The sequence below is a fragment of the Clostridium sp. OS1-26 genome (assembly GCF_030915445.1).
Classification (GTDB): domain Bacteria; phylum Bacillota; class Clostridia; order Clostridiales; family Clostridiaceae; genus Clostridium_AM.
In genome coordinates this window covers 3,275,801-3,299,365 of record NZ_CP133264.1, presented here as the reverse complement: position 1 = coordinate 3,299,365, position 23,565 = coordinate 3,275,801, and the positions used below count along the sequence as shown (strand labels likewise).

At 33.0% G+C, this 23,565-nt stretch carries 20 protein-coding genes, 2 pseudogenes and 1 other annotated feature; of the genes and pseudogenes, 8 read left to right on the top strand and 14 right to left on the bottom strand.

The annotated features are described in order from the left end of the window. Window positions 1-83: 83 nt before the first annotated feature. From RCG18_RS16130 to RCG18_RS16105, 6 genes are all read left to right on the top strand, one after another. Complete coding sequence (locus RCG18_RS16130) at window positions 84-2,087, top strand: FAD-dependent oxidoreductase (protein WP_308037056.1); 2,004 nt, start codon at window positions 84-86, stop codon at window positions 2,085-2,087. Window positions 2,088-2,358: 271 nt separating this feature from the next. Continuing rightward, the gene (locus RCG18_RS16125; protein WP_308037055.1) at window positions 2,359-2,508 is read left to right on the top strand and encodes a hypothetical protein; all 150 of its coding nucleotides are present in this window, start codon (window positions 2,359-2,361) and stop codon (window positions 2,506-2,508) included. Window positions 2,509-2,946: 438 nt separating this feature from the next. Continuing rightward, window positions 2,947-4,272, top strand: a complete 1,326-nt coding sequence (locus RCG18_RS16120) for an FAD-binding oxidoreductase (protein WP_308037054.1) — start codon at window positions 2,947-2,949, stop codon at window positions 4,270-4,272. 299 nt (window positions 4,273-4,571) lie between these two features. Next, window positions 4,572-5,183, top strand: a complete 612-nt coding sequence (locus tag RCG18_RS16115) for a sigma-70 family RNA polymerase sigma factor (RefSeq protein WP_308037053.1) — start codon at window positions 4,572-4,574, stop codon at window positions 5,181-5,183. Then, window positions 5,161-5,673 (top strand): hypothetical protein, encoded by a 513-nt coding sequence (locus tag RCG18_RS16110; protein WP_308037052.1) that lies wholly within the window; start codon window positions 5,161-5,163, stop codon window positions 5,671-5,673. The genes RCG18_RS16115 and RCG18_RS16110 overlap by 23 nt, the downstream gene beginning before the upstream one ends. Before the next feature lie 125 nt (window positions 5,674-5,798). After that, complete coding sequence (locus RCG18_RS16105) at window positions 5,799-6,041, top strand: hypothetical protein (protein ID WP_308037051.1); 243 nt, start codon at window positions 5,799-5,801, stop codon at window positions 6,039-6,041. A gap of 78 nt (window positions 6,042-6,119) precedes the next feature. Here RCG18_RS16105 and serS read toward each other — a convergent pair. Beyond that, window positions 6,120-7,396, bottom strand: a pseudogene (gene serS / locus RCG18_RS16100) (serine--tRNA ligase). Between the two features lie 87 nt (window positions 7,397-7,483). Continuing rightward, window positions 7,484-7,689, bottom strand: a binding site (T-box leader). A 230-nt stretch (window positions 7,690-7,919) separates the two neighbouring features. Next, entirely contained in the window at window positions 7,920-8,936 is a 1,017-nt protein-coding gene (namA, locus tag RCG18_RS16095; protein WP_308037050.1) for an NADPH dehydrogenase NamA, read from the bottom strand. A 144-nt stretch (window positions 8,937-9,080) separates the two neighbouring features. On the opposite strand from namA, the gene RCG18_RS16090 reads away from it, so the two are divergent. Further along, on the top strand, window positions 9,081-9,416 hold the full coding sequence (locus tag RCG18_RS16090; protein ID WP_308037049.1) for a helix-turn-helix domain-containing protein: 336 nt from the start codon (window positions 9,081-9,083) through the stop codon (window positions 9,414-9,416). A 200-nt stretch (window positions 9,417-9,616) separates the two neighbouring features. Here RCG18_RS16090 and RCG18_RS16085 read toward each other — a convergent pair whose 3' ends face one another. The 4 genes from RCG18_RS16085 to RCG18_RS16070 form a co-directional block, all read right to left on the bottom strand. After that, a complete protein-coding gene (locus RCG18_RS16085) occupies window positions 9,617-10,624 on the bottom strand; it encodes an iron ABC transporter permease (protein WP_308037048.1) in 1,008 nt (335 codons plus the stop codon). Next, the gene (locus tag RCG18_RS16080; protein ID WP_308037047.1) at window positions 10,621-11,628 is read right to left on the bottom strand and encodes an iron ABC transporter permease; all 1,008 of its coding nucleotides are present in this window, start codon (window positions 11,626-11,628) and stop codon (window positions 10,621-10,623) included. The genes RCG18_RS16085 and RCG18_RS16080 overlap by 4 nt, the downstream gene beginning before the upstream one ends. A 73-nt stretch (window positions 11,629-11,701) precedes the next feature. Further along, a complete protein-coding gene (locus tag RCG18_RS16075) occupies window positions 11,702-12,607 on the bottom strand; it encodes an iron-hydroxamate ABC transporter substrate-binding protein (protein ID WP_308037046.1) in 906 nt (301 codons plus the stop codon). Beyond that, on the bottom strand, window positions 12,558-13,403 hold the full coding sequence (locus tag RCG18_RS16070) for an ABC transporter ATP-binding protein (RefSeq protein WP_308037045.1): 846 nt from the start codon (window positions 13,401-13,403) through the stop codon (window positions 12,558-12,560). The genes RCG18_RS16075 and RCG18_RS16070 overlap by 50 nt, the downstream gene beginning before the upstream one ends. A 174-nt stretch (window positions 13,404-13,577) precedes the next feature. Here RCG18_RS16070 and RCG18_RS16065 point away from each other — a divergent pair, with 174 nt between their 5' ends. Beyond that, window positions 13,578-14,339, top strand: coding sequence for an AraC family transcriptional regulator (locus tag RCG18_RS16065; protein ID WP_308037044.1), 762 nt, complete (start codon window positions 13,578-13,580; stop codon window positions 14,337-14,339). A gap of 232 nt (window positions 14,340-14,571) precedes the next feature. On the opposite strand, the gene RCG18_RS16060 is transcribed toward RCG18_RS16065, so the two are convergent. The 8 genes and pseudogenes from RCG18_RS16060 to tetA(P) form a co-directional block, all read right to left on the bottom strand. Then, on the bottom strand, window positions 14,572-15,759 hold the full coding sequence (locus RCG18_RS16060) for an MFS transporter (RefSeq protein ID WP_308037043.1): 1,188 nt from the start codon (window positions 15,757-15,759) through the stop codon (window positions 14,572-14,574). Between the two features lie 178 nt (window positions 15,760-15,937). Continuing rightward, a complete protein-coding gene (locus tag RCG18_RS16055; RefSeq protein WP_308042048.1) occupies window positions 15,938-16,945 on the bottom strand; it encodes an AraC family transcriptional regulator in 1,008 nt (335 codons plus the stop codon). A gap of 263 nt (window positions 16,946-17,208) precedes the next feature. Continuing rightward, window positions 17,209-17,568, bottom strand: coding sequence for a GIY-YIG nuclease family protein (locus RCG18_RS16050; RefSeq protein ID WP_308037042.1), 360 nt, complete (start codon window positions 17,566-17,568; stop codon window positions 17,209-17,211). 127 nt (window positions 17,569-17,695) lie between these two features. After that, window positions 17,696-18,010, bottom strand: a complete 315-nt coding sequence (locus RCG18_RS16045) for a hypothetical protein (protein WP_308037041.1) — start codon at window positions 18,008-18,010, stop codon at window positions 17,696-17,698. 63 nt (window positions 18,011-18,073) lie between these two features. Then, entirely contained in the window at window positions 18,074-18,556 is a 483-nt protein-coding gene (locus tag RCG18_RS16040; protein WP_308037040.1) for a DUF6530 family protein, read from the bottom strand. A gap of 225 nt (window positions 18,557-18,781) precedes the next feature. Beyond that, window positions 18,782-20,002, bottom strand: a complete 1,221-nt coding sequence (locus RCG18_RS16035) for a macrolide family glycosyltransferase (protein ID WP_308037039.1) — start codon at window positions 20,000-20,002, stop codon at window positions 18,782-18,784. Between the two features lie 273 nt (window positions 20,003-20,275). Beyond that, window positions 20,276-22,230: pseudogene (gene tet, locus RCG18_RS16030) on the bottom strand (tetracycline resistance ribosomal protection protein). Next, window positions 22,217-23,482 carry a tetracycline efflux MFS transporter TetA(P) gene (tetA(P), locus tag RCG18_RS16025; RefSeq protein ID WP_308037038.1) on the bottom strand — a complete coding sequence of 422 codons (1,266 nt, stop codon included), beginning with the start codon at window positions 23,480-23,482 and terminating at the stop codon, window positions 22,217-22,219. The pseudogene tet and the gene tetA(P) overlap by 14 nt, the downstream one beginning before the upstream one ends. Window positions 23,483-23,565 lie beyond the last annotated feature (83 nt).

Here is a 23,565-nt window from a genome sequence, read left to right as displayed (position 1 = left end):
CAAAGTATTATATTAAAATCATAAGAATTTCACATAACGCATTCGGTCAATTCTTATATATTTTGATTTCGGGAGGAAAGTTTATGAACAAATATCAATCTCTCTTTAAAAGTATCAAAATTGGAAACCTTGAAATTAAGAACAGATTCTCTATGGCACCTATGGGACCAATAGGCTTTGCAGATAAAGAAGGTGCCTTTAACCAAAGAGGAGTAGACTACTATGTAGAAAGAGCTAAAGGTGGTACCGGTTTAATTATCACAGGTATCTGCAGTGTCTATAACGAAATAGAAGGTTTAGGAACACCTACTCTACCATGTCCAACTATAAATCCAGGTGCTTTTATTCTTACAGCTAAAGAAATGACAGAAAGAGTACATGCTTATGGTTCAAAGATTTTCTTACAGTTAACTGCAGGTTTTGGACGTGCTGGTTTACCTCATGTTATAAAAAATCCAGTTGCCCCTTCTGCAATTACTAACAGATGGGATCCTAGAATAGAACATAAAGAAATGACCATAGATGAAATAAAAACCTTTGTTAAAAAATTTGCGGAGGCTTCAGCAATTGCTAAACAGGCTGGCTTTGATGGAGTAGAAATTCATGCAGTACACGAAGGATATTTACTAGATCAATTTACAATAAGCTTATACAATAAAAGAACCGATGAATACGGCGGAGATCTAATGGGAAGATTAAAATTCCCTATAGAAATAGTTCAAGCAATAAAAGCTGCTTGTGGTGACAGTTTCCCTGTATCATTAAGATACAGTTTAAAAAGTTATGTTAAAGGCATACGTGAAGGAGCACTTCCTGGAGAAGAATTTGAAGAACTGGGAAGAGATACAGAAGAAGGCTTAGAAGCTGCTAAAATTTTAGTTGATGCTGGCTATAACGCACTAAACGTTGATGCTGGAACCTACGACTCCTGGTATTGGAATCATCCGCCAATGTATTTTGGCGAAGGTGGTATGTATATGCCTTTTGGTAAGGCATTGAAGGAAGCAGTTAATGTTCCAATAATACTGGCAGGAAGAATGGAAGATCCTGATTTAGCAACAAAGGCAATAGAAGAAGGTTTCTGTGATATTGTAGGCCTTGGCAGACCACTACTTGCAGATCCTTATATTCCAAATAAAATAAAAAAAGGCAAAGCTAATAAAATTCGCCCATGTCTTTCTTGTCATGAAGGATGTATGGGAAGAATTGCAAATAGCAATGTGCTTTCCTGTGCTGTAAATCCCTCCTGCGGAAGAGAAGAAATTTACGGTTTAACTCCTGCACTTCAAAATAAGAAGATTACTATAATAGGAGGCGGAATAGCTGGAATGGAAGCTTCCAGAGTTGCTTCCCTAAGAGGTCATGAGGTTCATCTATATGAAAAAGCAGACAAACTTGGAGGAAATGTTGTTCCAGGCGGAGTACCTTCCTTTAAGAAGGATGACCATGCTCTCCTTAGATGGTATGAAAATGAACTTTGCGATTTAAAAGTAAATATTCACCTTAACACTGAAGTTAGTGAAGATATGATAAAATCAACTAATTCAGATGCTGTAATTGTAGCTACCGGCTCTACACCTATAATTCTAAATATAAAAGGAGTAGAAAAAAATAATGTATTGACTGCGGACAAGGTGTTGTTGGATCCATCTAAGGCAGGAAATAAAGTAACAATAATCGGCGCAGGCCTTGTAGGATGTGAAACTGGCCTTTGGCTAAGACAGATGGGTAAGGATGTAACTATAGTGGAAGCACTTCCTGAAATTCTAGGTGGACCTCATGGCGGAATGCCTTTTATGAATTATGATATGCTTAAAGATCTTTTAAACTACAATAAGGTTAATACCATAACTTCTTCTCTTGTTAAAGAAATTACTGAAAAAGGTGCTATTATAGAAACTAAAGATGGAGAGAAACCTATAGACGCAGATACTATTATCTTTGCTGTTGGATATAGATCTAATAACAGTCTTTACGAAAAAGTTGAAAATTTAGCGGATGAAGTATATCTTTTAGGCGATGCTAAGAATGTTAAAAATATAATGTATGCAATTTGGGATGCTTACGAAATAGCAAGACAAATTTAGAGTGATCAAAATAACTTTTTACCTGACGATCAAAAATGGGAGTTTATATAATGACTCCCATTTTTTAATTTCCCCACAATATTATTTTCTATCTTGTAATATACTAATTGCACATACATATCCGCACAACCAAAGTGACTTAGATCCTGAAAAAAATTTTTGATAGTCTTCTGTCTGTACTATAAATTCTATAAATCATGTGATTTTCCTTTATTTAAATCGGTAAAAACTGTATAATTTAGTATATAAAAGTCGTTAGGGGGATATTATTATGATGATGGCTACTACATTTGCTTTATTTAATTTAATTATTTTATTAGCAGCATTAGGTATGAGCATTTATGGATTTGTATTATTTGTTAAACTTGCACACAGAGGAATAAAAGCACTTGATATATACATAGACAAACATAAAGAATAAATTACACACTTTATTTGATAGTTAAAAAGCCTGTATCCTCAGTAAAATGTACCCTATAGAGTAGACATAAAAAAAGTCTGATCTATAGGATACATTTTACAGTGGATGCAGGCTTAACTTTCATATTCTCGATGTTTCTATTATGTAGTTATCAGTATCCATAGCATATAGCTGCTCCAGTTTCCAACACACCAGCAATGTATTTTGATACTTCAACTCGCAGTTATCTCTCATTTAAATTGAAATATATTCATTAATTATAAATTCATTGTAACTATCATGACTTGACAACGATCTGTCATGTTATGAATTATATATTTTTATTTTTATAAATACATATCAGTAAAGTTGCAAAATATATTTAAACCTTTTGTCAAATTAGTACCTAGCAGCATATGTATGTACTACAAAACCCTAATTTTACAAAGGAGTGAGAATATGAATTTTCATGGATTAACAGGTAAGGTTATAACTCCTTCTGATAAGGAGTACGCCACTTTAAGACTTGAATATAACAGAGCTATAAACAAATTTCCTCTGGCTATTGTTTATTGCTATAATCCTACGGATGTATCTAACGCTATAAAGTGGTGTAGAAAGAATCATGTTGGACTCCGGGTTCGTACTGGCGGTCATAACTACGAGGGCTATTCAACGGATACAGGCGTTTTAGTAATAGATATAACTCCTATGAACAAAGTTTATATTGATATTAAAAAGGATATTGTAAAAATTCAAGCAGGATCAAGATTATGGAGTATATACTCAAAACTAGCTCAGCATGGTTATGCTTTCAATGGTGGGACATGCCCTTCAGTTGGAATTTCTGGTTTAGTATTAGGTGGAGGAATAGGATTGTCCTGTAGAAATTTTGGTTTAGTAACAGATAATCTGTTAGAAATAAAAATGATAAATGGAAAGGGCACCCTAATAACTGCAAATAGATATACTAATCCTGAATTGTTCTGGGCTTGTAGGGGTGCTGGTGGAGGAAATTTTGGAGTAGCAATCAGCTATATCTTTAAGGTTTATAAAGTGTATAAGATTACTCTTATACAACTTAGGTGGAATAAAACTTCAAGAGAAAAGTTCTTAGACCTATGGCAATGCTGGTTAAGAACTGCCGATAGAAAGATCAGTTGTTTCGCTGGTTTTAATAAGGAAGGCATATATTTAAATGGATTTTTCTATGGTAACAAATCAGAGGCTGAGGAAATTTTAAAAAGTTTTTTATTACTTCCTGGTTTACTAGAGACTTCTTTAATAGAATATGTACCTTTTATTGATGCTGTGCGAGCCATTGGTTCTTTTTATGGACCACCAGATAGATTTAAGTCTACTGGAAGATTTGTATACAGTCCTTTATCTAAAAGAAATATCAAAAGCTTAGTTAAATATGTAGACAATAGTCCTGGAGAAGACAGTTGTTATATTAGAGTATATTCTTTGGGTGGTGCAATAAAAGAATTGCCTAGTAGTTATTCAGCATATTACTATAGAAATGCAAAATATATCGTTGGTATAACAGCGGATTGGGAAAAGGATGATGATGCAGATCTCTATAGAGATTGGGTTGCAGAGGTTTTTCAATATGTCAAACCACTTACAAATGGATCCTATGTAAACTTTCCTTATGCTGAGCTTGAAAACTATGGATATGCCTACTACGGCAAAAATTATTATTATCTTAAAAAGGTAAAAAAAATCTATGACCCGGATAATATATTTAAATTCCAACAGTCAATAAAACCCGATTTATTTTAAAATAGAGTATAACCTGCTAATCCTATTTCCAATTAGCAGGTTATTTTCTTGATATAGATGAAAAGAGAATCAGTAGATTGTTTTATTGAATTACTCTCTGAAGAAATGAACGATTCATCAGAAGTTGTATAGTCTAAACTTCATGAGAGTAGACTAGTCTAGTTGTATATTATTCTAAAAATAATGGTTGCGTATGTAAATATGATGATAAAATAAAATTCATAATTAAAATCTTTTGAACCTTTTTTGTATTTGATGTCTCTTATATAATAGGTGCACCTAAAAAAGGAGGTAATGACGTGGATGAGATTAGTCTGATACAGCGCTGTAAAGAAGGCGACATGGATGCCTTTAACGATTTATTTAAAAAATATAATAAACAGGCCCTTAGGACAGTGTATCTTATAAGTGGACGAAATGATATAGCAGAAGATGTGGTACAGGAAGCTTTTATAAAATGCTATAGCGAAATAAAAAGCTTAAAAAATCCTAAAACATTTCAAGCTTGGTTTTATCGTCTACTTACAAGAATAGTATGGCGTTATTGTTCAAAAGAAAAAAATCATTTATACATAGAAAGTATTAATGATAATAAGGATACAATTGCGGATAGTTTAGTGTTATCTGATATAGCAGAGCGAGATGAACTTAAAGAATTTGTAAATGAAGCTATTAACAAACTGAGTTTGCCTTTAAAAACAACTGTTATTCTTTATTATTATAATGAACTATCCATTAGAGAAATATCAAAAATCTTAGGCTGTTTTCAAGGCACAGTTAAATCAAGACTTTGTAATGCTAGAAAATTGCTTGAAAAAGAATTGCGTAGTAAAAAATTTGAAGGCTACTCTTTTGCTGATAACTCTATTAGAAAGGAGCAAGATAAAAATGTCAAACCAACAACAATTTAAAGATATAGTAAAAGCAGCTTTGCTTAATAAGGCTGAAGAAGCGTCTCAATCGGATAACATGTTTGAAAGTATTAAATATGAAATTCAATCAAATAGGAGTGAAAAAAGATTTATGTTAAAAGAAAAGTTTTTACCACTAAATTTAAATTTAAAAAAATCTATTATTACTGCATCATGCGGTATCTTTATAATTGCAGGATCAGTTCTTACATTTTCACCTAGTATTAGGGCTTCAGCTCTTCAAATCATAGATAAAAATGTTAATGGTTATACAAGTATAAGGAATTACGATAAAGCACCATCAAAAGATACTCTAAAGAAAGATTTGGGATACGCAATAAAAATGCCTGCTTCCCTTCCAGGAGGATATAAATTAGTTGATAGTAACATAACTGGTCATATTGATGGCTCTCTACCACCTGAGAAACAATATGATAAGAAGGCAGCAGGTGCAATATATTCAAAAGATAAGTCCCAAAAGAGTTCGTAGCATTAGATGCTTCCAAAGTAGAGGCAAAAGAAGATTCGCCAATATTTAAAAATGCTAAGAAAGTAACTATTGGAAATACTACTGCTTACTGGACAGAATATACATTGCATATATTACCTAATGATATGTTGGATAAAATGTCAAAACAGCAAAAGGATGAACTTGATAAAGCTTCTGAGAGTGGAAAAGAACTTTTAGTTATTGTTGGAGATAATAGCGGTAAAAAGCTTAATGAGGAATTTAAAACTGCACATGCATTAAGATGGATAGATAATGGCGCAGTATATCAACTTACTGATCAAAATAATAAATTATTAACTTTTGAACAAATGTCACAAATGGCCGAGAGTATAATAAACTCAAAATAACCTAATAAGAAAATAGATTTTAAATTTATTGGAACAAATTAACAATAAAGGCTGCGTATCAATACGCAGCCCTTATTATTATTTAATTACTGTCATTCCGCCCATATATGGTTGTAATGCAACTGGAATGTTTATAGAACCATCTGCATTTAAGTTGTTCTCTAAGAAAGCAATCAACATTCTTGGAGGTGCAACAACTGTATTATTTAATGTATGTGCAAAGTATTTGCCATTTTCACCATTTACACGAATTTTTAATCTACGTGCTTGTGCATCACCTAGGTTAGAGCAGCTTCCTATTTCAAAGTATTTTTTCTGTCTAGGAGACCAAGCTTCTACGTCTACTGATTTTACCTTTAAGTCTGCTAAGTCACCTGAGCAGCATTCTAAAGTTCTTACTGGTATATCTAAAGAACGGAATAGATCTACTGTATTTTGCCATAATTTATCGTACCACATCATGCTGTCTTCTGGCTTACATACAACAATCATTTCTTGCTTTTCAAATTGGTGAATTCTGTATACTCCTCTTTCTTCAATACCATGAGCTCCTTTTTCTTTTCTGAAGCAAGGTGAGTAACTAGTTAATGTGTGTGGTAAAGATTCTTCTGGTAATATAGTATCAATAAATTTACCAATCATAGAATGTTCACTAGTTCCTATTAAATATAAATCTTCACCTTCTATTTTGTACATCATAGCATCCATTTCAGCAAAACTCATAACCCCAGTTACAACTTCACTACGAATCATGAAAGGTGGAATGCAATATGTAAAACCACGGTTTATCATAAAGTCTCTAGCATAGGAAATTACTGCAGAATGAAGTCTAGCAATGTCTCCCATTAGGTAATAGAAACCATTACCAGCAACCTTTCTAGCACTGTCTAAGTCAACTCCATTGAATTTTTCCATGATGTCAGTATGATATGGAATTTCAAAGTCAGGTACAACTGGCTCTCCATAACGCTGAACTTCAACATTTTCACTATCGTCTTTACCAATTGGAACACTTGGATCAATTATATTCGGAATAGTCATCATATTCTTTTTGATTTTTTCTTCCAATTCGCCTTCTTTTGCTTCTAACTGTGCTAAACGCTCAGACTCTGCTGTAACTTTTTTCTTCATTTCTTCTGCTTCTTCTTTTTGCCTTGAGCCATTAATCCGCCGATTTCCTTTGAAATCTTGTTTCTATCGGCTCTTAAAGCATCTGCTTCTGTCTTTACGTTTCTAAGTTCAAGGTCTAGAGCGATTACCTCATCTACTAAACCTAACTTATTATCCTGAAATTTTTTCTTCATGTTTTCCTTAACAATTTCAGGGTTTTCTCTTACAAATCTTAAATCTAACATAATTTTCCCTCCTAAGTTAAATGTAAATATTATTTTGTCTTAAACCATAAGATAAAAAAAACTTCCGTCCCATATATAAACATTTATATATGGGACGGAAGGAATCCGCGTTGCCACCCAAATTGCTGATCTATAATAAGAACCAGCCACTCGACAGTAGTATAAAGGCTACCAACCTTTCGATTCATCACCGACAGCTCCAAAAGTGGAACGATTTAACCTTTCACCGATTCCCACCAACCATCGGCTCTCTGAAGAAATTTATAAATCATAGCTTTTATCAACACTGTTTTCCTAATATATATTATAACCTAATTATACATAATTTTATACGTATTTGCAAGTAAAGACTTAATTTAATATTTCTCACCAATTTATAACAGTCTAAGAGGTAAGGTATTATAAGAAGGTATAAGAATAATCTATCTTTACTTATGGGCTAAATATTGAATTTTTAGGTCAAGAAAATTTATGGTAAGATTTACCGCAGTTAATTTTAAGATAGACTTTTGATATCAGTATATTATTTAAAAGCACCTTTATATTGATCTGGATAATCAATATCTATATTTCTAATTTTTGCTTCATTTAATACAAAGTATGGATTTCTTAAAAGTTCCCTACCAACTGCAACTAAGTCTGCTCTATCATTTGATATTATTTCCTCCATCATATTAACATCTGTTATTAATCCAACAGCTATTGTAGGAATATTACATTTAGTCTTAATTGTATTTGAAAAATTAACTTGATATCCTGGGTACGTATTTATTTCTGCTGGAACCAATCCTCCCGTACTTACATGTACCATGTCAATATATTCTTTGACATCATTTATAATTTCAATCATGTCATGTAAATTTATTCCACCATTTTTATAATCATAAGCTGACACTCTAAGCAAAATTGGTTTTTCCTTTGGCCATACTTCAACTACCGCTTGTAGTACTTCTTTAAGAAATCTTGTTCTATTTTTTATATTTCCGCCATATTCGTCTACTCTTAAGTTTGATAATGGTGATAGGAATTGGTGTATCAAATAGCCATGAGCTGCATGTATTTCTATAGCATCAAATCCTGCCTCATCAGCTCTTTTAGCTGCATCTTTAAAGCTTAGTATAATTTCTTTTATTTTATCTTTAGTTAATTCTTTAGGTAATGAACTTTTTTCATCAAATTTAACTGCACTTGGAGCCACAACTTCACCAGCTGTTCCTACGTATTTTCTTCCACCATGATTTAATTGAATAGCAATTTTAGAACCATACTTCTTAACACCATGAACAATGTTTTTTAATCCATCTACGTGAGCATCATCCCAAATTCCTAAATCATTATCTGTTATTCTTCCATTTTTAGCTACTCCTGTAGCTTCAACTATTATAAGACCAACTCCGCCAATAGCTCTTGTAACATAATGATTGTAATGAAATTCATTTGCTTTACCAGTCTCATCAGAAGAATACATGCACATCGGTGGCATAACAATCCTGTTCTTTAAATTTGCATTTTTTAAAATATAACTTTTGAAGGTATTCATAATTTTAATCTCCTTTTATTTAAATTTCTTGCTTATTGCTATTATATTTTATATACTATACTTTGAAAAGTAGTGATATTTTTTTCATATAATTTCAAAAAAGTAAGTAATGTGATAAATCAATAGATGAAAGGAATTTTATTTATGTCAGAAATTAAACTTGAGCGTGGAAATCCTTCTGATAAATGTCCTATAGAAGCGGCAATAGATATCATAGGTAGCAAATGGACATTTCTAATAATAAGAGATTTATTAATAGACGGAACAATAAGATTTGGTGATTTGTTACGTTCTCTAGAAGGAATAAGCCCAAAAACCCTATCTCTTAGACTTCGCGAATTAGAAAAATTCGGTTTAGTTAATAGAATCGTTTATCCAGAAGTTCCTCCAAAAGTTGAATATGAATTAACTGAAAAAGGTAAAAAATTAGAAGCTGTATTTATAGAATTGAAGAGGTGGGGACTTACAATTATAGAGTAATAAAAATTCTATATTACTATTTGAAAGTAAACTATTCTTAATTTAACTATTAACATTAATGGTGTTCCCTATATACAGGGTTACTAGTCTGAAAGTTAATTTATATGAAAACTCAGCTTCCCTAAATTGAAACACTGAATACTTAACAGTTTTTCAACTTAGGGAAATTTTTGACTGAAGCTATTTATCTATAAGCTCAATCATTTTTTCAATAATAGATACATAAAATATGGTGCACCAATTAAAGCAACCATAATACCTGCTGGAATTCCATTGGGCTCAAACACATTACGTCCAATTGTATCCGCAAATAACAGCAGCCATCCTCCAATTAAAAGGGCAACAGGTATAAATAATTGATTTCTTTGACCTACTAAAGCCTTAGAGATATGAGGAGCCATTAATCCGATAAATGAAATTCCTCCTGTAACTGAAACTGCTGAAGCTGCTAGTGCCACCGCTGTTAATAGAAGCTGAATGCGTTCTTTTTCAACAGATACTCCAACTCCAACTGCTACGGATTCACTAAGTCGAAGAAGGTTTAAAGAGTTTGCTTTGTATAATGTAAATGGAATTAAAACAGCTAGCCATGGAAGGATTGCCAAAATAAAAGGCCAATCCGTACCCCAAACATTCCCAGATAACCATTTTGCTATAAATTCTACTTTTATACGATCTGTAGATGAAATAAGCACAATCATAAGTCCAGATAGTGCCATGGAAAATCCAACTCCAATAAGAACCAATCTTATAGGTTGGAGTCCTTGATGCTTGCGATAGGAAAATGCGTATATGACACTAGTAGTAATTAGAGCGCCAATAAAAGCAACTATAGGAAGTAAATAAACAAAGGAGACAGAATTTAAAGGAAAAAACAAGAAGAAAATAGTAACGGCAACGCCAGCTCCAGAGTTAATTCCTATAATACCAGGATCAGCTAAATCATTTTGTGTAATTCCTTGTAAAATAGCACCGGATAACGAAAGTGCCATACCTGCTAGCAGTGTAATGATAATTCTAGGCAATCTGATAGAAAATAATACAAATTTCTCTTTAAGAGTGCCTTGTCCAAGAAGGACAGGAATAAGTCTATCATAGGATAAAGATGAATATCCCATACCCATTCCTATAATAATTGTAATTATAGTTAGTGTTAGTAAAGTACATAAAATCAATCGTTGTCTTTTTATTAAAGCTGGATTAATCATGAAAATGCTTTCCCTCCTTTGTGTACAATAAATAAGAAGAATGGTAATCCCATCATTGCAACAATGGCTGCTACAGGCGTTTCATATGGATCATTGATTGTACGGCCAAGTGTATCTGCAAAAAGCATTAAAGTAGCTCCTAGAAAAGCCGACATAGGTAGGACAAACCTATAATCTGTCCCAACAATGCTACGAGCTATATGAGGGATCATCAAACCTATAAAGGCAATATTTCCAACAAGTGCAACAGAAGCACCTGCCAGCAAAATGATTATTATAAAAAGCATAATTTTTATCTGTGTTGTTTTTTGCCCTAACCCAACCGCAATTTCTTCACTTAAACTAAGAATGGTAAGCTGTCTTGAAAGCATAAGTGCAGCAATTATTCCAACTGAAATAAAGGGGACAATCATTTGAAGTTGGCTCCAGGAAGTGCCAATCAATCCTCCTGCAGTCCACATGGACACCTCCTTTGATATCTTGCAGTAGATACCAATTCCCTCTGCAACCGCATATAGAAATGTTGAAACTGCCGCACCGGCTAAAACAATTCGAAATGTTGAAAATCCACCTTTTTTTATGAAACTAATCCCAAAAACGAGAAAAACACCAATAGCTGCACCAATAAAACAAGTAATAATAATTACAAAGTAATTAGCTGAAGGGAAAAATGCAATTGTAATTGCTAGTGCAGCATTTGCCCCTGCTGTTAATCCAAGCAAACCGGGATCTGCAAGTGGATTTTTAGTTATACCCTGCATGATAGCGCCAGACACAGAGAGTGCAGCTCCAACGAAAATTGCTGCAATTTCACGTGGTAAACGGATCTCACGCATAATCAAAATTTTATTCTCCGTTGGATTAGAAGTAATAGCAAGCCAAACATCTTTAACTGTGATATCTGCAGCCCCTAGAATCATTGACACAACAAACATTAAAATAAATGTCATCATCGCCAAAAATAGTTTCAATCCAAATGGAATTAACTGCTGATTTTCTCTCATGTTCAATCTCTCACCTTTCTTTTTATAGAATAAATTAAGAGGAACTCTTCAGGTAAGAATTCCTCTCATAAGATTAGTTACCTAGTAAATTTTTCTTAAAGAAGTCTAGTTGGTAATCAAGTGTAATTGGATCATTAAAATAAAATTCTTTAGAACTAACTTCAAATACACGATTATTTTTTACAGCAGGAATATTTTTGTATGTATCTGTTTGCTGGAATGAGTTATCTTCATCTGGATTTTTACTGAGGATCACATAGTTCCCTGCAAATTCAGGAAGAACCTCTGTTGATAATGCATAATAACCGGATTTCAAAGCCATTTCTCTTACTTTTTCAGGCATTTTCAATTTCATTTCCTGATAAAGAATTTCTGTACCACGACCCCAATTGTCGCCAAATACATAAAGCTGTTTTTCATAACTTTCTATAACTGAAACAGTTGTATCAGCACCAATTTTTTCTTTTATCTCTTCTCCAGTCTTTTGCGCACGTTTTTTAAAATCGTCAATCCAAGCTTGTGCCTCTTTTTCTTTACTCATCAGCTTACCAACTTCCAAGAACTGATTTAGATAATTTACCTTTCCATATGTATAGACGACAGTAGGCGCAATTTTCTTTAATTTATCAATGTTTTTATTAGTTGATGCAGCAATAATAAGATCCGGTTCTAACTGAATAATTTTTTCCAAATTTTCGTCGGATACTTCTACAGCATTTTTAATATATTTTTCATATTGTGGATTAGTCTTAGACCACGAATCTATGCCAACAATATTGCCATCCAAAGCCATAACACTTCCAGATACAAAAGAATTTAAAACAACAATACGTTTTGGTTTTGCAGGAACTTGAACAGGTCCATTTTCAGATTGATATGTTATATTTTGTGATTTATTCTCTATTGCAGCTGATTGTTTGCTGCAAGCACTAGTAATTAGAACAAATATTATCATAATAGGAATTAATATTTTTTTCATTTTTTGACTCTCCTTTTAATAGATCATATGTTATACACATTGGTTTTTTAGTTCGAGGATCTCTACCAATTTCAGCATTAATATTGAATACTTCCTTTAATATTTCGTGATTAACAACCTCTTCGCAATTTCCAGCTTTCACGACTTCACCATCTTTCAGAGCTATAATATAGTCTGCAAAACGAGCAGCTTGATTTAGATCGTGAAGAACCATAACAATGGTACGCCCCTGCTCTTTATTTAGCTTATGTAAGAGTTCTAAAACCTCTAACTGATGAGCCATGTCCAAATAAGTTGTAGGCTCGTCAAGAAATATAATTTCAGTTTCCTGTGCAAGGGCCATTGCAATCCAAACACGCTGACGCTGCCCACCTGATAGTGCATCTATACTACGGAACTTAAAGTCCTTCGTCCCTGTGACCTCCAATGCCCAGTCGATTACTTCATAATCCTTTTTTGTTAATCGCCCAAAGCCCTTTTGATAGGGAAATCGACCATAGGATACCAGCTCACCTACTGTTAGTCCGCTTGTACCTTCCGGTGTTTGTGGAAGGATAGCCATTTTTTTAGCCAGTGTTTTAGTATTTTCTTTCAAGATATTTTTCCCATCTAAAATGACTGATCCAGATTGATGAGAAATAATACGAGTTATTGCCTTTAACAATGTAGATTTTCCACAACCATTAGAACCGATGATAGTTGTAATTTTTTTACTTGGAATTTCTACACTAAGATCCTTCACTATTAAAAGCTCACCATAGCCAATGTTTATGTTATCTGTATATAGGCGAACCATAATTTACCCTCCTTGATTGACAATTTTCTTATAATACTGTTATAATCTTCTTGTTATTGAATTGATAATCATTCTCAATTCAATATATCATTTATATAATTATTCATCTTAAACATATTTGTTTTTTTATAAATATCTTTAGGTAATTTTTAAATATATTTTAAGGAGTGTGAATTGTTTTTGTTAACTGAGAAGTATATAAAGAATGCTATAGATAAATTCTATTCATGCGCACTTATTCCGATCAAAGCTTTAAAAGCTGATGGAACTTTGATTCACTCTGCTGGGCTTGATGCTCAACTGGACAAAGCATTTAATAGTGATGAAATTTATAAAGAAATTAAAAATAACATTCTACAAAATGAAGAACGTTACCCTATGACAACTACCTGTTTAGATAATATAAAATTTACAGCATCGCCCATATGTCCTTGCAAGCCCATGGAAAGTTTGTTTGTTATTGGTCCTTATGTATCAGAACCATTAGAAGAGTCGAATATTGTGTACAAGCCAGAAAGCTGTATTCCTCATATTATGTCTCTTCTTCATTCTATATATAAAGATGAAGCTTTAATAGATAAAAAAAGTAATGAAAATAGCGAGATTTATACCTATTATGTGAAAAAAGCTATAGACTATATTAATAAGAATTATCATAAATCTATAACTCTAGATGATATCTCCAAGGAGCTTAACATTAATAAATGCTATTTTTGTTCTTTATTTAGAGGTGAAACAGGGAAAACCTACTCCCAATATTTAAATGAGCTAAGAATTGAAAAAAGTAAGGAATTAATAGCAGCAGAAAATTTGCCACTTTTACATATAGCTCTTTCCGTTGGCTTTAATAATCAAAATTATTTTAGTATGATTTTTAAAAAATTTACAAATATGACACCACTTGAATTTAGAAACAGTATTGAATTTAAAGGATAACGCAAATCTGATTGTTATTATCATATCATGCTTTATTCCTCTTTTTATCAATATATATAATAAAATTCTCTAAATTAATAAAAGAATAGTTCTCTAAAATTTTAAAGAACTATTCTTTATAATTTATCATTTCATTTATTTTACCTAAAATCTAAAATATATTTTGCTTAAATCCTTTATTCTTCTAATTCAAAATTCGAACAAGTTATATACTGGGGAAATTAATAGAGGACTACTGTTCCACTTCTTTTTTAAGGAAAATAGTTAAAGCAATTCCAAGAGTATATATCAGTGCGCCAAATCCATATGCGCTTGAAAATCCCCCTATATGTTCAATAATCCAGCCCGATATTCCTGGACCAATCATTTGTCCAACAGCATAGAACACAGAAATAAAACCGATAACAGCTGAAACATACTTTTGAGAAACCTGTTGCGAAGCTTTTACTTGAATCAGAGTTACCAGTCCTCCAATGCTTGACCCCCAAATAACCGCTGAAGCCATAAATCCTCCAAGATTAGTAAAAATCACAGGAATCAAATCACCTGCCACCGCAAAAATCCATGCAGCAAGCAGCGTCTTTTGTACTCCAACCTTATCGGAAATGCTTCCCCATATCGGACCACCGACAATACTAAATACTCCGGCAATTGCATAAACCAAGCCTGCCATTTGTCCTGAAAAATTGCGTTCAAGCATAAAGCTTGTCTGGTACAGATTCGGAATGAGATATGCAACACCTAGCATGAAATAAAGCAGAGCAATTTTAGTCAGTTCTCTGTTTTTAAGCCATTGAGGTTTGTTTTCTTTTTCACCAGTTCTATTCACAGTACTTGGATTTTTTAAAGTTATTACGGCAATGATCAAAACTGCAAAAGAGATAACACCGAAGCAAATCCACACAGCTCTCCAACCAAGCACCGAAAACTGATTCATGATAAATGGTATTAAAATGCCACTTAAAAGCATACCAATACCAGCCCCGCTCAATATAATTCCCAGTGCGGTGCCTCTTTTTCCCGGAAACCATCCAATCATTACAGACATCAGTGGTGTGAAAACTAAAGCACTGCCAGCTCCTGAAATAAACATAAACATGCAAATCATCCAAAAGGAAGATGCACTAGCCAATCCCAGCATGCTAACCAAAACACCACTTCCCCCTATTAGCAATACGGACTTAGCACCCCAATGGATTGCTAAAACCCCAGACAATCCTACCGTTACCAAATAGCCTAAGAACATAATTGTTCCTACAAGTCCAGCCTGTGAAATAGACAAGCCTAAATCCTTTTGCATGTATGGCAGCACCGCTCCATAGGACATTCGGGCGAATCCACTAGTTGTAACAATAAGCAACATTCCTGTTAATGCAAAAACCCAAAAATTACTTTTTTGATTTATACTTTGAGAGTTCAATGAAATTCCTCCTTACATTTTAAATTTTATCGTTAATAATCAGTTAAATGAAATTGACTTTCTTTATCAATTATAAAAAAATATCAGAGCATTCTCTACCCAAAATGGGATTATGTTCACTCAAAACAGGATTCCATAAAAAAACTGCATACAAGCAGGTGTATGCAGTAAAGATTTGCTATCTTCTATTTTTTATATCTTGTAAATAATCCCCAGGATTAACACCGTATTTTTTTCGAAAAGCTGCTGCAAAATGACTCATATTTCCGTATCCAACACTCCCTGCTACATCACTAACCCGTAAATTTTTCTCTTCTAAAAGAAACCTTGCAAGTTCCAAACGTTTATCCAAAACGTAGGTATGTACGGGTACCCCAAATAGTTCTTTAAATCCCTTTTTCAATTTAAATTCATTAAGACATACACGCTTTGATAGACACTTTAAAGGAAGTGTTTGGATCAACTCTTCATCTAGTATTTCCTTCGCCTTATGAATGCTTTTTATATCCTCCGATGATAAATTAATGTTGCTTGAAACTTTTTCGTGCTGAAAAACAGTTTCATTTAGATATACAGCTATAAGCTCAAGTAGTTTTCCTTCCATGTATAGCTTTTTTAAAGATGCCTGATAAGGGCATTTTAACATCTGCTGTAAAATTATTTGAATGGATGGTGTCATTTTAAATTTCCCAAAAGGTGCACTTTTTAAAAAGCTATAATTAAAATCATAACTTTCATGAATCTTAGCAATGGTATTTTCAACTTCATTTAACGGCATTTTAATTTCAATTAAGTGAATGTCTTGTTGTGCAGGATAAATACACCTTTTCATGTTCTCTTGGCTGGTGCCAATATAACTTTCACCAGATAACATTTCAAAATTTTTACCTATTTGAGGTAACTCCCAATAAACGTCTTCTCCAAGACAAAAGATCATATCCATGTGAGGAACTCTTGAAATACCGTTGAGTTCAAACTTATGCTCAAATCGCGTATCAAACTCTATAATCCTAGTATTACGGCAATTAGATAACTGTCTAAGTTGTCCATTACCCAACTCTTGCGGAATTTGGTAACTATACTCGCAACAATCTTCATTGTAAGCTCCATTAAACCCGTTGCAAATGCAACAAGTATCGGACATTGAGCTATTCATTTCATATTGTTTAGCCGTACATGTTTTTATACCCATTAGTTCCTCCTAAACTCTTTCTTTATGTTGTTTTAAATCTGATGAGTGCATCATGCTTAAATTACAAATTTCAAAGATAATTGATACTGAATTTTATTTTCAATAATGAACAAAAAGTATTTACTATCAATCATATAAAAATTAACTAGATATATAGTTAACTTTTAGTGACCTACTTATCTTCTGTACTTGAACTATGAAACTACTATAAATTCTGGAGAAGGCTTGCATAGCGCTATTTATTCTGTGTCTATACATCATTCCATTGGTGGCTTATTATATCCTCTCTCTCCGTAAGGCTGCAATTTCTCCAGCCATGGCTTTTCTATCTGCTTAAGCTCCCAACGCATGTCGGTAACTTCGTCCGCTTCTTTTTCCTCCAACACCTCGTAGGTGAAGGCTTCGTCCCCTAGCTCCTTCCAGTCTTTCTGTAGCTGAGAATTTGGATGCCTACTCATGACCAACTTGCCCTGTATGGTCAACCACTGGTTCTTCAAGTTTGGATAGGCAGCTATAAAAATCTTGCCGCTGACAGTGTTTGTTATTTTAGTTACGCCCATGTAGGTTTTAATCTGCTTATATTCTTCCAGCAGCTCCTTGCGCTTCTTCTTGTCCATGTTTTTCTCTCCTTTCTAGGCAATATAGAATTTTACGGCGGTCAGTCTCAACTTATGGGGCCAGCTATGTTTTCCTATAAATTATTATTTAGACCTTTAAATTTTATTTACATTCTCCAAGTTTTATCTATAAAATTTCTTCTACGATTTCAGTTTTAGGATTAAAGTTAATAAATCTTTTGAAAGAAGGTATAAATGCAATTGGTAAAAACGCTAATAGCTGGATTACATAAGCGGAAACAATAACTATTTGCAAAGGAATAAATTCTCCTAGAATACCGCCTAATCCCATTTCAATAGGCATAAGTCTATGTGTCAACATTCCAACTAACGAAAACACCTTTCCCCTCATTTCTGGAGGAACAATTAAGTGAATAGAAGCTAGCATAAAAACATTAAAAACTGAACTAAAGGCCCCTCCAATAAAAAGAAAAACTACCATAGATGATTAATACTTTCATTATCAAAAGTCCTGAATAAGTGGCGCTAATTGCTCGTGTGTAAATTAATACCCCATCTCCTTTAAAATTCTTGATAAGGTATGCAATCTTTCACCAATAAGCTCATCGTCATCGCTGAGAGCTTGACTGAATAACTTAATATCTTCATCAATTTTTTCATTGTCTGTACATACTGCCACTGTCATAGCATCACCTTGTAAACCAACTCTGTCTATGGCAGGCTTATCAGTGTTATATAGCTTCTCATGTCGATAAGATTCTTCTTGGAAATATAATTTTGTCCTACATATAAGGATTGCCAAATCAAGCACACGATGAAGTGGTAATTCCTCAGATTGTCTAGACCACTTTCCTCCTGTATGCCTCCATACTTTAGCTGAAATATCTACTTTACCTCGATCATTCCATTGTGCTAGTCCTAATGAAAGTCCTTTTGCATCAGAATCATAAGCATATCTTCCGTCAACATTTTCATAGTTTTCAGAAACAATAACCGGTTTATGTTTTAAACTAGTTGGTATTTTCATAATTTCCCTCCATAAATATCAATTTACTAAATTAGTAATTTACTGTGTATATTATAATACTTCTTGTATGCTATATCAATATATAACGTTAGGATACCCATTTTCTAAATTTGCATCTTTTATTTTGCTTTGATAAAAATACCACTAATCGCTCTAAACTTTAGATGCCCTTTTTAACCATAGTAAAAGCCCATTCATTATTTATCATTAACTCCTGAAAAAACATTACAAACGAGTAAATGTGATGATTTCATCAGCTGCTTTAACATAACCTCCTGCATTTCGGAAAGAACTGCTGATTTTTATAGCATTTTCCTTATAATTAGGATTGTTGAACACTTCACCTACAGCTTCTTTTAGATTTTCCACAGATAAATGCTGAATATCTAATAAGCTACCTGCTCCAAGCTCCTTAACTCGCTGAGCAATTGAATACTGATCATTCATCAGCGGAATCATAACTAAAGGCACTTCATAATAAAGTGCTTCACTTGTGCTATTCATTCCAGCATGAGTAATAAAGACATCAGTATAACGTAGTATATCTATTTGAGGAACATGGTTACAAACAATGAAGTTATCTGGTATATGTCCTAGTTCTTCAACCGATAACTCCTTCCCTATGCTTAGTACTACTTTTCCACCAAAGTTTTTAAAAGCCTCAAGACACTTTTTATATAAATCAAGTTGTTTATTTACAATTGTTCCCATGGAAATAAGAATAACAGGTTTCCCCTCTAATTTATGGATTGGAAAGTCATTTTTGTTGTTGCCTTCAGTAAAAGATGGTCCAACAAAAGTAAAGTGTTCTCCAAACTTAAAGCTATTTCTTTGAAATAAGGAAGAAGTAAATACGATATTTAAATTACCTGCTCCAGGACTAAATAAAAAGTTGCCTTTTAATGGTACACCGTACTTGTTTTCTAAATGTCTTTTTCTATGTGCTATTTCTTCTATCTGAAAAAATGCCGCCAGCATAGCCATACTCTCCTGTTTTCGCTTTACATCACCAGGTTCTGTAAGTTCCATATTTACACTTGGATCTAACGAATATGCAAAAGTAGTCCATGTAGCAACTGATAATAGCTTACTCTTATAGGCAACCCATATTCCTGGCAGTGTCTGCGCATCATATAATAAATAATCATATGTTTCTTTTGATATATCCTCTAAAATCGAATCTGTTATCATTTCCAGAGCACTGAGAAACTGCAGCATATATTCCTTAGGATTGGAATAGCTTAGAGCCGTACTTTCATGAAGCTTTCGCTGTGCTTCTTGATTAACTGGACGAAACTCAGCTCCAGTCTCTTCAATTTTCTTTTTAAAACCATCAGATGAATAATAGACGATTTGTTCTCCACGAGACACTAGGTCTCTTACTAATGCCAGCGTTGGATTTATATGTCCTTCTCCACCTACGCTGATATAAAGTGCTTTTGCCATTGGTTTTACCTCCAATTCACATTTAGACTTTTAAGATTTAGTAATTTACTAAATTACTAAATTACTAAATAAACTATACTTCCCTTTAGACACTCTGTCAATATAAATTTTTCAGGATACTTAATATTTTTATATTGCTTTTAATACTAATTTCTGTGTTTTTATTGAAAAATGCCAGTATAAAAAAATCGTAAACTAGAAATAAAAAAGCTGATCAAAGCATAATCATGCTTTAATCAGCTAAGTATTGATATATCTATAACTGAAATGTAATTAATCTCTTATTGCATTTAACTTATGAAGTAAATACTCCTTTTTATTTAAAGGGTCATAGGTTGTTTTTTGGCGAGTTTTTGCTAATTGGAAAGGAACCTCCTTGTATCCAAAAATCTTGTTAAAAACATTCCCTTCCCCTCTGTATATGAAGCTATTTTTAACTTATACTCTTTTGAGTTTTCTACAGGAATTAGTCCTTTTATCAAAAATTCATCTTCAGCAATAACAGGATTATCAAAAGTTGCTCTCATAACTTCTAAATCCCAAATAGCTTTACTTAAAACATTTTGAGGAATCCTTAGTTCAAATTCATGTAAAGGCTCCAACAAATCAGTTTTGGCATCATACAGCGCCTCCATAAATACCATAGGAGTTACATTTCTAAAATCCGCTGGAGTACTAGCTGGACTAAAAAACTCACCACAGGTAAGTGTAACCTTAATATCAGTAACTTCCCAGCCAAATAGGCCTTGTTTACTTGTCTTAATAACTGCCTCCTCGATTGCATTTTGAAAAGATTTTGGCAGTGATCCTACTGAAACATTTGAAATATATTTAAGCCCTTCACCTCTCTTAGCAGGTTCTATTTTTAACCCCACTGTAGCCCAGAAAAGATTTAACCCTTCCTGCATGCACATTATTGAAGTGCCAACACCCTTAGGCGCTTCTTTATAAATGGTCTGGATATTTGAAAATTCTACTTTTATTCCATAGAAATCATCTAGTATAGAACGTAGTATTTCCATCTGAACCTCACCAAATAAATTAACATAAATTTCTTTGCTATTATCATCCATACCTAATTCCAATAGTGGATCTTCCTCTGTAAGCAGTGTTAATGACTTAAATAATTCCGCATTTTCTTCTTTATTAATAGCATAAATAGTTGTTTTTAATGTTGGTTTAGCTATAGATATATTTTTAATTTTGTCTTTAGAGACGCCGATAACATCTCCAACCTGAAAGCTTGTAAGTCCATATAAAATACCTATATCCCCAGCTTCTATACTGGAAGCTTCAACAAGCTTACCATTTTCTAAAGCACTAATTTTCTTCACCTTTTCTACAATATCCTTATTAGGCACCTCTATTTTATCTCTTACAGATATTTTGCCATCAAATAATCTTACATAAACTTTCTTTTCATTTGTATTTGTTCTTTCAACCTTAAAGACTACTCCAGCTAAATCGGTACTGCAGTCTTCATCTGCAAAAGGTAGGTAGCTGCAAATTCCATCTAATAAATTTCTAACACCTAAACCAATTGATGCAGCACCACAAAATACAGGATATAAACTTCCTTCTCTTGAATAAAATGAGAGCTTTTCTTCTATCTCTTTTTTATCAGGTTCCATTCCACTAACGTATTTTTCTAAAAACACTTCATCTAAATCTGATAAAACATCAATAACACTATCATCTATGCTGTTCGTTTCAAATAAATTATTTAAATAAACATCTTTACTTCCTTGACCATAAACCTTTTGTAATCTAACTATTTTATTAGACATAGTCTTTTTCATTTCTTCAAAAACTTTATCACAGTTTGCCCCAGCTCTATCTAGCTTATTTATGAAAATTATTGTTGGAATTTTTAAAGACTTTAATGTGTTAAATAATATTCTCGTCTGTGATTGAATTCCTTCTACCGCTGATATAACCAGTACAGCTCCATCTAAAACACTTAAAGAGCGTTCAACTTCAGAAATAAAATCTACGTGTCCTGGGGTATCAATAATATTTACTTTAACATTATTCCAGGTATAAGATATAGCTGATGATTTAATAGTAATTCCTCTCTTACGTTCAAGTTCCATTGAGTCTGTTTGTGTATTACCTAAATCAACCCTACCAACGTTTTTTATAGCTCCACTATAGTATAAAAGATTTTCTGTTGTAGTTGTTTTTCCTGCATCAACGTGAGCTACAATTCCAATATTAATTGTTTTCATATATATCATCTCCCCCTCTAAACTTATTAGCATCATTTTTGTCCATCATTATAGAAATGACATATAAGACTAATACTGGCGTTACCAATAATGAAGTGCTTGCTATACCAATACTTATAGAAATTTTTGTGGCTATGATTCCAATAATTGGACCACCTAAAATTTGCCCTAAAGCATTAATTTGTCCATTCATAGAAAGTATAGTAGCTCTTGCATTGTCATCGATATGGTTATTTAACCATGCACTAAATATAGGCTCATTTATAGTTCTAAACATGTTGGTTAATAAATAAGCTATCAGCATTGAACTAAAGTTTCTTGTAAGTGCAAATACTAGCATGCATAAAACATAAAATATGTTTATAGCTAATAATATCTTTCCACTATGATTCTCATCTTCTTTCTCTAACTTCTTTGATATAAACTGCATTACTATAGCACTTAATATCATCCCTGTAATTCCGAATATACCGAACCAGGTTACTGGCTGAAGATTTCCAAGCTGTGGAAGTGTAGTATCTTGTAGAAAATGTGCATTGGAAAGTCTATCATAACCTTCACTTGATAAACCATGAAACAGAGTTATAGAAAGCAAAATCATTAATATGACTTTACTTTTCACAAATTTAAATCCTGTTTTAAAAGTGTACCCCATCTTTTTAAAAGTGTTTAAATCTTTAGGAGCAGATGGTTTAAAATTGTTTTCTGGCATATACAATGCTAAAAATAATGCAAAAACTATAAATAGACATCCACTGACTATAATAGGCAGCCTAACAGATAAATTACCTATTATTGTGCTTAGTATTATTCCAATAACTGTGCCTATTTGTCCTGCTTGCGCTCCTTTTATATATATTTGGTCTAAGTCCTTAGCTTTCTCTTCTTCTGCAATCCACGCCTCAACAGATCCGCTGACGAAGGTAGAACCTAATCCCCATATTACCTGCGCTGCAAGTATAAAGATAAAGCTAGCAACTGAACCTTCTAAAATGAATCCTAATCCTATTAAAACTGCACCGATAATAATAGATAGCTTACGGCTGTATACATCTGCAACTATACCTGTAGGAATTTCAAATATAAAGCATGCTGCTTCCAGTGTAGTTCCAACAAGTATAAGTTGAAGTGGATTTAAATGAACCTTTTCAATATGATAAACTATCATAACTGTAGCTGCCAATGAAAAACACATTGCTGTAATAGCTGAAAATAATAAATAAATTTTATATGCTGAAAGTTTTTTAACCATTAATTATCCACCGTCCTTATATTTTGAAAAAATTTGTTTATGATTTGTAATCTAAATATTTTAAATATATAAATCATCATAAT